Annotated in this window: 11 protein-coding genes; 9 read left to right on the top strand and 2 right to left on the bottom strand. The window is 52.8% G+C overall.

The window, feature by feature from the left end:
• Positions 1–153 (bottom strand): SDR family NAD(P)-dependent oxidoreductase (locus ACKI61_RS09325; protein WP_407457462.1); only part of this gene is annotated, 153 nt, incomplete at its 3' end.
• 166 nt (positions 154–319) lie between these two features.
• On the opposite strand from ACKI61_RS09325, the gene ACKI61_RS09320 reads away from it, so the two are divergent.
• The 7 genes from ACKI61_RS09320 (at position 320) to ACKI61_RS09290 (ending at position 10685) form a co-directional block, all read left to right on the top strand.
• Positions 320–1969 carry a sodium:calcium symporter gene (locus ACKI61_RS09320; RefSeq protein WP_407457459.1) on the top strand — a complete coding sequence of 550 codons (1650 nt, stop codon included), beginning with the start codon at positions 320–322 and terminating at the stop codon, positions 1967–1969.
• 142 nt (positions 1970–2111) lie between these two features.
• Positions 2112–5504: an MFS transporter gene (locus ACKI61_RS09315; protein ID WP_407457458.1), complete on the top strand. Its 3393-nt coding sequence runs from the start codon at positions 2112–2114 to the stop codon at positions 5502–5504.
• Positions 5505–5623: 119 nt separating this feature from the next.
• The gene (locus tag ACKI61_RS09310; protein ID WP_407457457.1) at positions 5624–6130 is read left to right on the top strand and encodes a RidA family protein; all 507 of its coding nucleotides are present in this window, start codon (positions 5624–5626) and stop codon (positions 6128–6130) included.
• A gap of 353 nt (positions 6131–6483) precedes the next feature.
• Positions 6484–8202 (top strand): biosynthetic-type acetolactate synthase large subunit, encoded by a 1719-nt coding sequence (ilvB, locus tag ACKI61_RS09305; protein WP_407457456.1) that lies wholly within the window; start codon positions 6484–6486, stop codon positions 8200–8202.
• A gap of 11 nt (positions 8203–8213) precedes the next feature.
• Positions 8214–8711, top strand: coding sequence for an acetolactate synthase small subunit (gene ilvN, locus ACKI61_RS09300; protein WP_072799415.1), 498 nt, complete (start codon positions 8214–8216; stop codon positions 8709–8711).
• Positions 8712–8958: 247 nt separating this feature from the next.
• Positions 8959–9606 (top strand): hypothetical protein, encoded by a 648-nt coding sequence (locus tag ACKI61_RS09295; RefSeq protein WP_407457455.1) that lies wholly within the window; start codon positions 8959–8961, stop codon positions 9604–9606.
• Positions 9603–10685, top strand: coding sequence for a radical SAM protein (locus ACKI61_RS09290; RefSeq protein ID WP_407457454.1), 1083 nt, complete (start codon positions 9603–9605; stop codon positions 10683–10685). The genes ACKI61_RS09295 and ACKI61_RS09290 overlap by 4 nt, the downstream gene beginning before the upstream one ends.
• A gap of 4 nt (positions 10686–10689) precedes the next feature.
• On the opposite strand, the gene ACKI61_RS09285 is transcribed toward ACKI61_RS09290, so the two are convergent.
• Positions 10690–11103 (bottom strand): hypothetical protein, encoded by a 414-nt coding sequence (locus tag ACKI61_RS09285; RefSeq protein ID WP_407457453.1) that lies wholly within the window; start codon positions 11101–11103, stop codon positions 10690–10692.
• Positions 11104–11430: 327 nt separating this feature from the next.
• On the opposite strand from ACKI61_RS09285, the gene ACKI61_RS09280 reads away from it, so the two are divergent.
• Positions 11431–12726 carry a CobW family GTP-binding protein gene (locus ACKI61_RS09280; RefSeq protein WP_407457452.1) on the top strand — a complete coding sequence of 432 codons (1296 nt, stop codon included), beginning with the start codon at positions 11431–11433 and terminating at the stop codon, positions 12724–12726.
• Positions 12727–13117: 391 nt separating this feature from the next.
• Positions 13118–15391, top strand: a complete 2274-nt coding sequence (locus ACKI61_RS09275) for an aconitate hydratase (protein WP_407457451.1) — start codon at positions 13118–13120, stop codon at positions 15389–15391.
• Positions 15392–15522 lie beyond the last annotated feature (131 nt).

The following is a 15522-nucleotide window of genomic DNA, read 5'->3' as shown; positions in this document are numbered from 1 at the left end:
CTTGAGTTCGGCAATCACGGGTTCGGCATGAACCTTGTCACGGCCCTGCAAAATGATATTTGCACCAAGTTTAGCCATCTCAATAGCGGTAAGACGGCCAACTCCGCGGCAGCCGCCTGTAATCAAGGTCCATTTGCCCTTTACATCAATCATAGATTCATCCTTTTTTGTTTTTGACGAGGGGATACCCCACCCTCTCGGTTTCTAGACATAAAGATAAACTTTCGCAGGCCAAAAACAACGTCGAACCCGTGAAAATCTGTATACAGAGGTAAGCACAAAAGCTAAATTTGTTCCAAAATTTGAAAGGATTCGAAAAATGAAAAACTCTAGAGACAACTGGGGTTCGAAGTTCGGCGTAATTCTCGCGGTCGCGGGTTCCGCTGTCGGACTCGGCAACTTTTTGCGTTTTCCGGTGCAGGCAGCCACAAATGGCGGCGGAGCATTCATCATTCCCTACCTTATCGCCTTTCTGCTCCTGGGCATTCCCCTTTCCTGGATGGAATGGACCCTTGGCCGCGCAGCCGGCAACAAGCATCACGGTACTGCCCCGGGTGGTTTCCACTATATCTTTAACGGCAAGCCCTGGGCCAAGCACCTTGGTTCACTCGGACTTTTGCCACCGCTGTTTATCAGCTTCTACTACATCTTTATCCAGTCCTGGATTCTGGCATTTACCTATTACTCTGCCACGGGCAAGCTCATGGAAGTGGTCGCGGGCGGTTACGAACCGATGAAGGAATTCTTCGGCAACTACATCATGCTGAACACTAAGGTCGGCCCTGTTCCTGCCGCTATCCTCTTCTTCTTGCTCACCTTCGCCTGCAACATGGGACTCCTGTCGTTCGGCGTGCGCAAGGGAATCGAACGCGTGAACAAGATTACCATGCCGATTCTTTTGATCATGGGCATTATCCTTGTGGTGCGCGTGCTTACGATTTCCGACATCGGTAAGGGTCTTGCCTTCGTGTGGAACCCGAACCTTTCCGAAATTCTTAACCCCGCCGTTTGGCTTGCCGCCTCCGGCCAGGTGTTCTTTACCATGAGCCTCGGTATGGGCATCGTCTTCTGCTACGCAAGCTACCTGAAGCCCAAGGAAGATCTGGTGCTTTCGTCTTTGACTGCGGGCGCCACCAACGGCTTTGCCGAAATCATTCTTGGTGGTACCATCGTGATTCCGATGGCAGTGCTCATTGCCGGCAACAACATCGAAGAATGTGCAAAACTCGGCACCTTCGGCCTCGGCTTCCAGACTATGCCGTTCGTGTTCGGCCAGCTGCCGTTCGGCGGGTTCTTCCAGACGCTATGGTTTGCGATGCTCTTTATCGCGGGCGTCACTAGCGCAATTTCGATTATCCAGCCGCTTATCAGCTTCTGTGAAGACGACCTGAAGTTTAGCCGCAAGGGCTCCATTACCGCCACGGGCACAGTAACCTTCTTGGGTGGCCTTGTGGGTATTTTCGGTCTTGCAGCTGGTGCGGTCGATGAACTCGATTTCTGGGGCGGAAGCTTCTTGCTGGTGGTTCTCGGCACCATTCAGGCCTTCATCTTCTCGTTCGTGCTCGGTCGCCGCAAGTCCGACGTGATTGGCGAAGACGGCAAGCCGGAATGCGAAGCTTTCGCCTTGATGAACGACGGCGCCGCCTTGAAACTCCCCCGATTCTTTAGGCCAATCATTATGTACGTGTGCCCGATTTACCTGGCAATCGTGCTAGTCGCCTGGATCATTCACGACGGCATGGGCGTGCTCCTGTTGAGCAACGTTCCGGCCGATGCCAAGGTCACCTTCCTCGGTAGCGAATTCTCACAGATTGGCTTTACCTGGGGCGTTCGCGGGTTCCTGCTCGCTCTCGTGGTACTCTTGAATATCGCCATCTACTACGCCTGGAAAAAGAACGGCCCGGCCAGAAAGACCACCGTTCTCCACAAGCAGAATATGACCGTCGGCAATTCCGACGAGGAGGCATAACATGGAATTTTCTACTAGCGGCCTGATTTTTATGGTCCTTTCGTGGGCAGGTATTATCGGGATGTGCACCTTCTGCTTTTACAAGGTGTTCAAGAAGAAATAGACGAAAGAATGGACACAGTCCTACATACGAAGGGTTAATATGAAACTTACGAAGTACCAGAGTTCCATTGCGTACTTGATTTTTGTTTTTTGTAGCATATTTGTGCAGATGGGCTTGTTTGTACACTTCCAGAGGTGGCTTTCGTTTTCATTCGAGGGATCTGCCTTCTGGTGGCGCAGCATGCTTCTGCAAGTAGCCATTTTCGCGCCGAGCATTTTCATGATGCCCGCCGCCAGCTACTTTGCCGGCCGTTACCACAAGGGTCGCGTCATGGCCTGGTGTTCCGTGGGAATGCTCGCCTCGGTGATTGCCGTCGTAGTCTGCTACGTGGCCGGAGCCGAATGGGTGGCCTACGGACTTCTTGGGCTGTACGGCATTTTCCTTGCAGTACTTAGCCCCGCAAAGCTCGGCATCATGAAAGAAATGGTAGAAAGCGAAGACCTGGTCAAGATTAACTCATGGTACATGGCTCTTTCTGTCTTGGGAACTGCTGGAGCAGCATTTTTTGCCATGGGACTTTCGGGCAGACCCGACTCGCCCATCAGCATCGATCTTACGCTATGGATTTATCTTGGCCTAAGTGTCGTCACAACCATCACCGGATTCTGCATCAAGGTTGGCGAAAAGCACGACAGCCTCAAAATGCGTTCCCCCATGCGAAATTTCTCGGCCACCTGGAGCCACCCGATTGTACGTCTTTCGATTCTTGGTCTTGCCGCCTTTTGGGGCGTGACGCAGATTTTCTTGATTTTGATTCAAGACTTGGCGAACATGCTGAACACAGCCGTGATTCCGATTTCCATGTTCATCGTGACCGCCGGCTATGTGGTTGGAGCATTCTCTGCCAGTTGGGCATCCAAGGGCTTTGTCGAAACAGGCCTGATCCCGTTTGCAGCAGTAGCCTCCGCTATTACCATGTTTGCACTCCCGTTCGTACATAACGCCTGGTTGCAGGCAATCCTCTACGGCATTATCGGCTGGAGCGCCGGCTGCGCCTTCGTAATTTTGCGTACGGTCATTCAAAGCTACACCCGCCCCGATACAGCAGGCCGCATTCACGCAGTGGCAAACTGCATTCAGATGGCTGCACTCGTGCTGATTATGGGCGGCCAAACATTGCTCCTCATCTTTACGCCGATTACGCTCGATTACTGCTTTATGATTTTAGCGGTAATTCTTGCACTTTGCTTTATTGCAACCCTCAAGAACAACCCGATGGCCCTTTTGCGAGCAACACTCCGCTTTGCATTCGCCTTCGTATTCCGTTACCGCGTCAAGGTCATGGGTGTGCAGAACATTCCCGAAACGGGCCCTGTTCTCTTGGTGGGTCCGCATTTCAGCTTTATCGACTGGGCGGTGCTCCAGATTGCTTCGCCGAGACCTCTCCGCATTGCAAGCAACCGCAACACATTCGCCGACTGGTACCAGCGTTGGTTCTTCCACGGAAACTTCCTAATTAGCATTAACCGCCGCGATCCAGGCCCCGCTATGGAAGAAATCCACAGGGCTCTCTTGAATGGCGAAGCAGTCGTGATTTTCCCTGAAGGCGAAGTTTCGAAAACTCCGTTCGTATCAACCTTCTCGCTCGATTATTCCAAGGCCATCGAAGGTACTGACACCCCGATTGTCCCGTTCTATATTCAAGGTCTTTGGGGCAGCCGTTACAGTCACGCCTCGGAATGCGTAAACCGTCCACAGTCTTTCAACCGCATTATTAGCGTCGGTTTTTCAAAACCGCTTCCTACGAACGCAACCGAAAAAGAAATCCGCCACGACCTGGAACTTCTGGACACCGATATTTGGAATGCCGCCATGGACCATTCCGCATCGATAGTCCCGCTTTGGTTCAAGGCTATGCGCAAGCGCCGTTCCCGCGTGATGCTGATTGACCCCGCCGGCAACCATGTCAACGGCTACGACATGATTCGATTGTGCCACCACTTCGGCAAAGTCATCAAGTCTGTCGCGAAGGGTGACCGCAACGTGGGCTTTATGCTTTCAACAAGCCGCGATGCCGCTCTTGGCATCATGTCGATTCTCGGTACCGGCAAGACGACGGTGAACCTGAACTATTCCGCCCCGGTCGATACGATTCTCGGCTGCATCGAAAAGGCAGACATTTCTACAGTGGTTACAACCCACGCCTTCTTCGACAAGCTCTGTGGAAAGAATGTTGCCTTCGGACAAATCGCCGACAAATGCCAGATGATTTACCTGGACGAAGAAGAAGCCAAAATATCGACCTTCTGTCGCCTAGTTTCGACATTTATCATCCATTTCTGTCCGGCAGCGGTTTTACGCCATCTATGGTTTACTTCGGCCAACCTGAACGATGATGCGGTCATCCTCTTCAGTTCGGGTTCCGAAGGTACACCGAAGGGTGTTGAACTCACCCACAAGAACGTGATCTCGAACGCCCAGCAGGGCGACCACATTATTAAGCTCCGCCGTACCGACGTGATGACATCGCTACTTCCGCTGTTTCATTCGTTCGGTTTTACCATGACATATATGATGCCGCTTTTGGACGGTGTGCCCATGGTGCTCTGCCCCGACCCGACCGACATCAAGACGCTCGCCCGTGTGTGCGCCCAGTACAAGACCACCATTATGATGGGGACTCCGACTTTCCTGCGCGCCATTGCCATTAACCGCTGGGTCCACCCCATGTGTTTGGATTCGTTGCGTTACATCATTGCCGGTGCCGAAAAGCTGCGCCCCGAAATGCGCGAAACATTCAAACTCAAGTTCGGCAAGGATGTTTACGAAGGCTACGGTTGCACCGAGCTCACACCGCTTGCAACGCTCAACGCCCCGAACGTATTGTTGGACGACTTCCTGACCATGGAAAAGTGCAGCGACAATTCAAGCATCGGCATGTCAGTGCCAGGCTCCGTCTGCGCGATCATCGACCCGGAAACCAACGAATTCCTGCCCAACGGCGAAGAAGGCATGTTGGTGGTGACCGGCCCCCAGGTAATGAAGGGCTACCTGAAGGACAAAGAAAAGACTGACTCCGTGGTCATCAATATCGAAGGTCGACGTTGGTACAAAACCGGCGACAAGTGCAAACTTACTCCGGACGGATTCGTACAGATTCTCGGTCGTTACAGCCGCTTTGCAAAGCTCGGCGGCGAAATGATTTCTTTGACAGCCGTGGAACTGCGCATTGCAGAATCGGGCATTATGGGAGAACACGAATTCGCCGTAACCGCTGTTCCCGACTCCGCAAAGGGCGAACGCATCGTCCTCTTGGTCAAGGAGGGCAACGCCGAAGAAATCTCCCGCGCGCTCCGCAAATCGGGCATTCCGCCACTCATGCAGCCCGGCACCGTATTCAGCGTCGATCAAATTCCGAAGCTAGGTTCCGGCAAATGGGACTTCAACGGGATGAAGAAACTCGCCCTGGAAATGATCGAAAAGAAGGCCTAACATACATCCATAAAAAAGCTTTTGCACGGCAATTTGTACTTTTAATACAAATTGCCGTTCTTTTTTATAGATAAAATTGTATATTAAATAACATAGGAGTTGAACAACAAGGAGATTACATGGATCAAATCGTCAAAAAAGTTCAGGAACTGGGGCTCACGCTCCCCAAGTGCCCAGCACCGCTGGCCGCCTACGTGCCCGCCACCCGCAACGGTGACACAATCTATGTATCAGGCCAGCTGCCGTCGGTCAACGGAGACTTTTCCGCTTTCTGCGGATCGGTGCCGACTGAAATCTCTGTCGAAAAAGCTGCCGAAGGCGCTGCAATTTGCCTTATGAACAACGTTGCCGCCGCACTTACGCTGCTTGAAGAAGACGAGACCCTTAGACTCGTGCAAATGCAGGGTTTTGTGCAGTCTGCCGCCGGATTCCATGAACAGCCGGCCGTACTGAACGGCGCAAGCGAACTTGCCGTGAAAATTTTTGGCGAAAACGGAAAGCATGCCCGTACCGCCGTGGGAGTATCGAATTTGCCCAAGAATGTGGCAGTCGAAATCAGCTGCACCTTCCAGGTTTTAAAGGCTGAAGCCAAGTTTAACGGCCGCTACGGCTGGATTGAAGGCTAAAAAAGTCTATTTTTCATAAAAAACGTCCTTTCCGAGACTCTTTCGGCTTCCGAAAGGGTCTTTTTACTTAAGTTTCGCTTCAAAAACACACGATTTACTTTATTCAAAATTTAATTTTTAGCAAATTTAAGCACAAAACACACCATTTTCAAAAACAAAAAACAAAGACTTTTTCAAAAATAGAGTAAAAAACAGCAAACTTTTTAGAGTGCAAGTTATAAAAAAGCACAACTTTTCAAAAAAACTTTAAAATTTTCAGATATTTTAGAGTAAATCTCTTGCCACTGGGGGGTATTCGTTCTATATTTCTGCCATATTTTTTGAACAACAACCCGTTAAGTACAGGAAATTATATGGCAAATTCTCCATTAAGTGGCGCAGAGGTGATTATCGAATGCCTCAAGCGCGAAGGAATTGATACCATTTTCGGTTATCCCGGTGGATCGGCCATCCCGATGTTCGACGCCATTCTGGATTCCAATATTAAAGTCGTGTTGACCCGCCACGAACAGGGCGCTACCCACATGGCCGACGGTTACGCTCGCCAAACCGGCAAGGTCGGCGTCGCTCTCGTCACCAGCGGTCCGGGCGCCACCAACACCTTTACCGGTATCTACACCGCCCTAATGGATTCTAGCCCGATCGTGGTTCTTGCCGCCCAGACGACTACCCCGAACCTGGGTAAGGACGCCTTCCAGGAATGCGATACCAGCGGTATGACTTTTGCTGCCGTGAAGCATTCTTACTTGGTGAAGGATTCCAACGACCTTCCGCGCATTATGAAAGAAGCCTTCCACATCGCACGCAGCGGCCGTCCGGGCCCCGTACTGATCGACTTGCCGAAGGACGTGACCGCAGGCCCCTGCACCGCTCCGTTCACCGACAAGATGGACCTTCCGGGTTACAGGATTCCGAGCTACGCTTCTACTGAAAGTGTGGAGCGTGCCGCCGAATACTTGAAGAAATCCAAGAAGCCGCTTTTGCTCGTGGGCCACGGCGCCATGATTTCGGGTGCTAGCCGCCAGGTGAAGGAACTCGCCGAAAAGTTGAACGCCCCCGTGTGCTGCACTTTGCTCGGCCTCGGCACCTTCCCGACCGACCATGAACTTTCTTTGGGTATGCTCGGCATGCACGGCACCGTGTACGCCAACAAGGCAGTTCTCGATTGCGACTTGATTCTTTCGATCGGTAGCCGCTGGGACGACCGTATTACCGGTAAGCTTGACGTGTTCTGTAAGGACGCCATCAAGATGCACATCGACATCGACCCCGCCGAAGAAGGCAAGGTGTTGCAGCCGGATGTGTTCATGTGCGGCGATGCAAAGCTCGTTCTGGAACAGCTCCTGCCGCTCGTGGGTAAGCTCGACACCGCCGAATGGGTGAAGACTTGCCAGTCCTGGAAGAAGCGTTTCCCGCTGACCTACCCGAAGCAGGGCGGTCTCCGTATGCAGCACATTGTTCAGACGGTTAGCGACCTCACGCAGGGCAAGGCGATCGTCACGACTGACGTGGGCCAGCACCAGATGTGGGTGGCTCAGTTCTTCCACACCAATTATCCGCGCCAGCTCCACTCCAGTGGCGGCGCAGGCACCATGGGCTTTGGCCTCCCGTCTTGCATTGGCGCCGCTTTCGGCAACACGACCGGTTGGCCGGTGGTGACCTTCTGCGGTGACGGTGGTTTCCAGATGACCGAAGCAGAACTTGCAACGGCCGCCATCCACAAGCTCCCCATCAAGATCTTCGTGATGGACAACAAGTACCTGGGCATGGTGCGCCAGTGGCAGGACATGTTCTATGACAAGCGTTACAGCTGCGTGGACATGAAGGGTAACCCCGACTTCGTGAAGCTCGCCGAAGCCTACGGCATCCTGGGACTGCGCATCAAGCGTAGCGCCGACGCCGAACGCGTGATTCAGAAGGCTCTGGAATACAACGAAGGCCCGGTGCTCATTCACTGCGAATGCGAAAAGGAAGACAACGTGTTCCCGATGATTCCGGCCGGTGCTCCGATTACGAGCATGATTACCGAACAGCCGAAGACTCAACTTGAAAAGCCCACGGGATCGACCTAAGGAGATAAGCCATGTTAAAGGATAAAGCACATTCTATTAGTTTGTTAGTTGCAAACCGCCCGGGCGTGCTCGTGCGCATCGCCCTCGTGTTCTCCCGCCGTGGTTACAACATCGACTCCCTGGTCGTCTCCCCCACGCTCGACCCGAACTTTAGCCGCATGAACATCATCGCTCACGGCAATCCCGAGATCTTGATGCAGATCATCAAGCAGCTCGAAAAGCTCGTGGACGTGGTGCAGGCCAAGGACCATACCGATACCGACGCCGTGGAAAAGGAACTCGCACTTATCAAGGTGCGTTGCACTCCGGACCAGCGTACCGAAATTCTGCAGCTTTGCGACCACTTCCACGCCAACACCGTGGACATGACCGCCACTTCGATGATTATCCAGATCACCGGAAACAGCCAGAAGGTCGACACGCTCAAGAGCCTGTTGCAGAAGTTCGAAATCGTCGAATACATTCGCACGGGTAAGGTCATCATGCTCCGCGGCGAAGAACAGACGTAGCGAAGAAAAGACCGCTCGGCTCTATCACAAAAACAAGAATGTGATATCGCCTCGCTCTCGCCTCCACGACTCGTTAAGACGAGTCGCTTGAGGCTCACAGAGACCGTTCGGCTCTTATGCATATTAGAAATCCGCCTTAAAAGGCGGATTTTCTTGTATTTGGTCACAGGTTTTTGCAAAACAGCTTTTCTTATAGAAATCGGGGGCTAGTTTATATATATTTTGATTTGATGGAAGGAGTTCTGCTATGAAAATCGAGAAGAAAATCGTCAAAAACAGCGCGAAGCTCAGTTTGGCCGCCAAGAGCGCCATTGCTGCATCGCTTGGTATTGCGGCCGTTACATTGACCGCTTGCGAAGAAAGTGGCACCGCAGCGGCCCCTGATCAGACCGATATCGAGAATCCTGAAACAGGAGCTCCCGAAAACGAAACTCCGAGCAGTTCAAGCGTTGTCGATATTCCCCTGAGCCACGAGGCTCTTAGCAGTTCGGCCGTTGAAGCGCTGTCGTCTGCAGCAGAACCTTTGAGCAGTTCATCGTTTGAAGACCCGTATCCACCCCCTGAAGCGGGTACCATCGCCGCACCCACCGACGAAGACATTTACGGTCCGAACTCCAGTTCTTCTTCCGAAGAGGAAGCACAAAGCAGCTCCGCTGAAGAACCGGTACCGCTCGCAGGCGACCCAATCTTTATCGACGACTCCTTAAGTTCGGTCAACTCCTCAAATTCAGAAGACCCCGCCTCGTCCAGTTCCTTCAACCGCTATCAGGGCGAATGTCCCAACGGTCCTGCAAGCCCTGACTGCAACGTACGACTTTGCGTAGATCCTGACGGTCCTTGCAACTTGATAGTCAGCATGGTATCCACTTACGAACGAAGCGACATCGCCGGATGAACTTAGTTCTATGCCTTACGGAACAGTGCAACTTGCGCTGTTCCTATTGTTATTATAAAGACACGCAGTCCGCTCGCCACAACGTGATGGACGACAAAACGCTTGAGCAGGCGATTCGCGTGGGGCTTGAACGCAGCCTGTTTTTTAAGCAGACTTACCTGAACATTACCTTTTTCGGTGGCGAACCCTTGCTGCGCAAAGACGCTATTTTCAAGGGCGTAAACATGGCCAAGGCATTCCTTGCCGAGTCCATGGACAAAGGCGAAGCGCCCAGCAACTTCAAGCTCAATTTTGCCGTCAACACCAACGGCACTCTCTTTGACGATTCCTTCTTTGAATTTTGCGAGCGGGAGCATTTCCGCATTTACCTTTCGCTTGACGGTCCGGAACACCACCACAACATCGCCCGCCGTACCGTAAACGGCTGCGGAAGTTTCAAGGAAATCGAAAAGAACATTCCGCGATTCGTAAAGTTAGGCGCAATCGCCTTAAGTACGGTAACACGCGCCCACATAGAAACCCTTGCCGAAAGCGTCAAGTGGTTGCACGAACAGGGATTCAAAAGCCTTACCACGAGCGTCGACTTTGACGGCAAATGGACCGGCGAAGATTTTGACAGACTCGCCTTGCAATACCAGAAGATGGCTTTGTACTGGAAGGAATGCCGCGACAAAGGCGACAAGATGTTCCTTGGCACGATTCAAGACAAAATAAAGTTATACCTTGCGAATTTACGGTATAGGCAATACTCTTGCCATGTATACAACGGAGCTATTGGCGTTGCGACCAATGGCAACATGTTCCCTTGCACTAGGTTCATTACCTCGAACGAGAAACCACCTTACTTACAAGGTAACGTCTTTACCGGATTCGACGAAGGCGCCTGCGAACAAATTAGACAGTTCCTGGACAACGACAAAAAGGAATGCGAGGGTTGCGACATTCGCTACCGCTGTTGCGCACATGAATGCGCCTGCACGAGCTTTTACAGCACGGGTTCTATTGAAGGCGTATCGCCTGAAGTCTGCACGCACGAACGCATGCTCGCCGAGATTACCGACAAATTAATAATCAAATAAAGAATTAAAAACCGAGGACGGCTTCGGAAATTTCGTTAGCTTCGTCGGAATAATCGTCAGCGTAGTCGGGATTGAATTCGCCCCAGCCATCACTGACGCCGCAACCCACGCCCACATCTAACGAAGACCATTTGAATGCGCCGTACACGCGTTCGAAGCGATCCATCAAGTCGGCAAAGAATTCTTCGGGGAGTTCATCTTCAATGAGTACGGAGCCATCCATTGCCAAGAGTTCGCCTTCGGGCAATTCTTCGAAGCGGCATTCATATTCATCCATCATGACGTCGTCAACCGAATACCACTCGCCCGAATCTTCGCTAGGCAGGTCCATTTCAGGATACTGCTCCATCAGGGCATCATAAACGGCGGAAAGTTCATCGGTGGTTCCGACAAAACGCATCAGTATTCGAGAATTCATAGAAACTCCATTCTTCAAGCAAATATAGCCGTTTTTAGCAAAAAAAATGAACTTTTGATTACAAAAGGGGCTTTGAAAGCCTCCTAAAACGCAAAGTGGAACTTTTTGTACCATGCAAACTTTTTATATCACACATTTTTGACAAAAATAAGAAAAAAGTAAGAAAATATCCAGCTATTACCTTGTCACAAACCTCAAATTTTTATATCTTATGTATCAGAACTCTTTGTTCTCCTCCTAACCCCCAAAAAACTAGTCCGGCTCTGCTGGGCTAGTTTTTTTATGGATTTTGCCGAAAAAAGCAAAAAAAGCTAAATTTTGGGCATTATGAAAAAGTCAGTACCTATTACGCTGCTCACCGGCTACCTCGGAGCCGGAAAAACCACCCTTCTCAATTTTGTTCTCAACAACCAGCAAGGTTACCATGTCGCCGTCATCGTGAACGACATCGGTGAAGTGAACATCGACCAGACGCTCATCGAAAAGGGCGGAAACATCACCAAGGAAGATTCTGGAAAGGTCGTTCCGCTTTCGAACGGCTGCATTTGCTGCTCCCTGAAGACCGACCTTTTGGAACAAATTGCCGAACTTCTGGAAATGAACAAGTTCGACTACATTCTGATTGAAGCGAGCGGTATTTGCGAACCGATTCCTATCGCACAAACGATTTGCATGGCCGGCGCCCAGTTGCAGAGCCGCGACGGCCGTCCGCTCCCCTGCCACCTGGACAACATCGTTTCCGTTGTTGACGTGGCTCGTCTCGCCGACGAATTCGCCGGCGGACAGAAACTACTCGACAAGGATCTCGAAGAAGAAGACATCGCCAACCTGCTCATCCAGCAGATTGAATTCTGCAACACGATTGTGATGAACAAGGTTGATAGTTTGTCTAAAACCGACCTTGAACACGTAAAGGCCGTGGTCCGCGCCTTGCAACCCGAAGCCAAGATGATCGAGACGAATTACGGCAAGGTCGAAATGAAGGATATCTTGGACACCAAGCAATTCGACTTCGAAAAGGTCGGCAACTCCGCCGCCTGGGCCAAGGAACTCATGAAAGAAACGTCTCCTGAAGACGAAGACGACCACGACGAGCATGAGCACCACCATGATCACGATGATGACGATCATGACGAACACGAACATCATCACCACGACCATGACGACCACGATCATGAAGACCACAGCCACTGCGACCACGAACATGGCGTGTGCCATTGCGGCCACCACCACGACAAGGATCATCCGCATGGTGACGAATACGGCATCAGCACGTTCGTGTACGAACGCCGCCGCCCGCTGATTCGTGAACGCTTTGAAGTGTTGCTTGACGACTACCCGACTAGCATTATCCGCACCAAGGGTCTCGTGTGGTTCGAAGATGAACGCGACAACAGCTACCTGTTCGAACAGGCCGGCAAGCAGGCGTCCGCCCAGAATTTCGGACCTTGGTTCGCTAGCGAAAGCGAAGCGGAACAGAAGCGAATCCTGCGCGAAAATCCGGACTTGCTCAAGGTGTGGGACGAAAAGTACGGGGACCGCATTATCCGCCTCGTCTTCATCGGCCAGCACATGGACAAGAAAAAGATTATCGCCGCGATGGATTCTTGCCTAGGAGAATAAAGACCGGACTGGCTAATCCCTGCAGATTCCTTACGCTGGAGCCAGTCCTCTCGCCACCGCCCCTGTTTAATAACAGGGGCTTTGTGGCTCACAAAAGACCGAGCTGGCTAAACTCAACCGAGTCCTTACTCTGAAGCCAGCTCTCTCGCCACCGCCCCAGCTTAACGCATGGGGCTTTGTGGCTCACAGAAGACCGAGCTGGCTAAACAAGACCGTTCGTGACAATTCAAGATAAGTCCGCACCTAAATGGTGTGGACTTTTTTCTATCTTTACGCCCGAAAGAAGTAAACAGTATACAGTGATCAGTAAACAGGAATGTAAAAGGAACATTCTTATTACAATCCCAACCACTAATCACTAACCACTAATCACTAACCACTAACCGCTATTATGCTTTTCAATTTCGACATGATCCAGGGCGTGTATGCCCGCATTCCTGCCCGCGTTGAAGCTGCCCGCAAGCAGCTGGGCCGTCCGCTCACCCTCGCCGAAAAGATTATCTACAGCCACCTGATCGACGGCGCCGAGAACAGGACTTACGAGCGCGGCAAGGATTTTGCCGAATTCCACCCGGACCGCGTGGCCATGCAGGACGCTACCGCCCAGATGGCCCTTTTGCAGTTCACCACCGCCGGTAAGGCCCGCGTGGCAGTGCCGAGCTCCGTGCACTGCGACCATTTGATTATCGCTCGCGAAGGTGTCGAAAAGGATTTGCCCCGCGCGAAGGAAGAAAGCAAGGAAGTTTACGATTTCCTCCAGTCCGTGTCCGCCAAGTACGGCATTGACTGCTGGCTCCCGGGTGCTGGCATCATCCACCAGGTGGTGCTCGAAAACTACGCCTTCCCGGGCGGAATGATGATCGGTACCGACTCCCACACCGTGAACGCCGGCGGCCTCGGCATGCTCGCGATTGGCGTGGGCGGTGCAGACGCTGTTGACGCGATGGTCGGCCTCCCGTGGGAACTCAAGTACCCGAAGATGATCGGCGTGAAGCTCACCGGCAAGCTCCAGGGCTTCGCAACCGCGAAGGACATCATCCTCAAGCTCGCAGGCATCCTCACCGTGAAGGGCGGCACCAACGCCATTATCGAATACTTCGGCGAAGGCGCACGCAGCCTCTCCGCAACAGGCAAGGCAACGATTGCGAACATGGGTGCCGAAGTGGGCGCTACCTGCTCCACCTTCAGCTACGACGATTCCATGAGCCGCTACCTCAAGGTCACCGGCCGCGCCGACGTTGCCGCCGCCGCCGACAAAATTGCAGAACACCTCAAGGCCGACCCCGAAGTCGAAGCCGAACCGGAAAAGTACTTTGACCGCGTCGTGGAAATCAACTTGAGCGAACTCGTGCCGCACTACAACGGCCCGTTCAGCCCGGACCGCGCCTACGCCGTGACCGACATGGCAGAAAGCCTCAAGGCCACCGAAACCAAGCCGGAATCTACCCCGGTCGTAAGCGCCGCCCTCATCGGTAGCTGCACGAACTCCAGCTACGAAGACCTGTTCATGGCAGCGAACATGATCAAGCAGGCCCTCGCGAAGGGTCTCAGCCCTAAGTGCCCGCTCCTCATCAACCCGGGTTCTGAACAGGTGCGCTACACCGCCGAACGCGACGGCCTCATCGACCTGTTCAAGCAGTTCGGTGCAACGATCATGACGAACGCCTGCGGTCCTTGCATTGGCCGCTGGGACCGTGCCGGAGCCGACAAGAAGGAACTCAACACCATCGTCCACAGTTTCAACCGCAACTTCGCAAAGCGCGCCGACGGCAACCCGAACACTCACGCCTTCGTCGCCTCCCCGCTCATGGCCGTGATTGCAGCGCTCAGCGGCGACATCCGCTTCAACCCGATGACCGACACCCTCGTGAACAACGAAGGCAAGGCCGTGAAGCTCGACCCGCCGGAACAGTGCGAACTTCCGCCGAAGGGTTTTGAAGTCAAGGATGCCGGCTACCAGGCTCCTGCCGAAGACGGTTCCAAGATTATCGTTTCCATCAACCCCGAAAGCAAGCGCCTCCAGGCCCTCGCTCCGTTTGCGGCTTGGGACGGCAAGGACATCGCCGGTGCCCCGCTCCTCATCAAGGCGAAGGGCAAGTGCACCACCGACCACATCTCCATGGCCGGCCCATGGCTCAACTACCGCGGCCACCTCGAAAACATTTCGAACAACATGCTCATCGGCGCCGTGAACGCTTTCAACGGCGAAACGAACAAGGTCCTCTGCCAGTGCGGCGAATACAAGGAAGTCCCCGAACTTGCGAAGATTTACAAGGCCAAGGGCACGGGCTCCATCGTCATCGGTGACGAAAACTACGGTGAAGGTTCCAGCCGCGAACACGCCGCCATGGAACCGCGATTCCTCGGCGTGAAGGCCGTGATCGTGAAGAGCTTCGCCCGCATCCACGAGACGAACCTCAAGAAGCAGGGCATGCTCGCCCTCACCTTCAAGAACGCCGCCGACTACGACAAAATCCAGGAACAGGACGTGTTCGATATCGTCGGTCTCACCAAGTTCGCCCCGGATTCCGAGTTCACGCTCGTCGCCCACCACAAGGATGGCTCCGTCGATAACATCGCCCTCAGCCACACCTACAACGAACAGCAGTGGGCATGGTTCAAGGCGGGTTCGGCCCTCAACCTCATCCGCGCGAACAACAAATAGGAGCTTTATTCCGGCACCCGCCCAAACAAACGAAAAAAAGTGCCATTTTTTGAAAATTTGACAAAAACGTGACACTTTTACAGGTTTTGTTTATATATATTGAGAGTATGGTGCCGGAGTAGCACCCCAAA

Origin of the sequence: Fibrobacter sp. (assembly GCF_045601785.1) — a bacterium.
Taxonomy (GTDB): domain Bacteria; phylum Fibrobacterota; class Fibrobacteria; order Fibrobacterales; family Fibrobacteraceae; genus Fibrobacter.
This window is presented reverse-complemented; position numbering and strand designations above follow the sequence as displayed.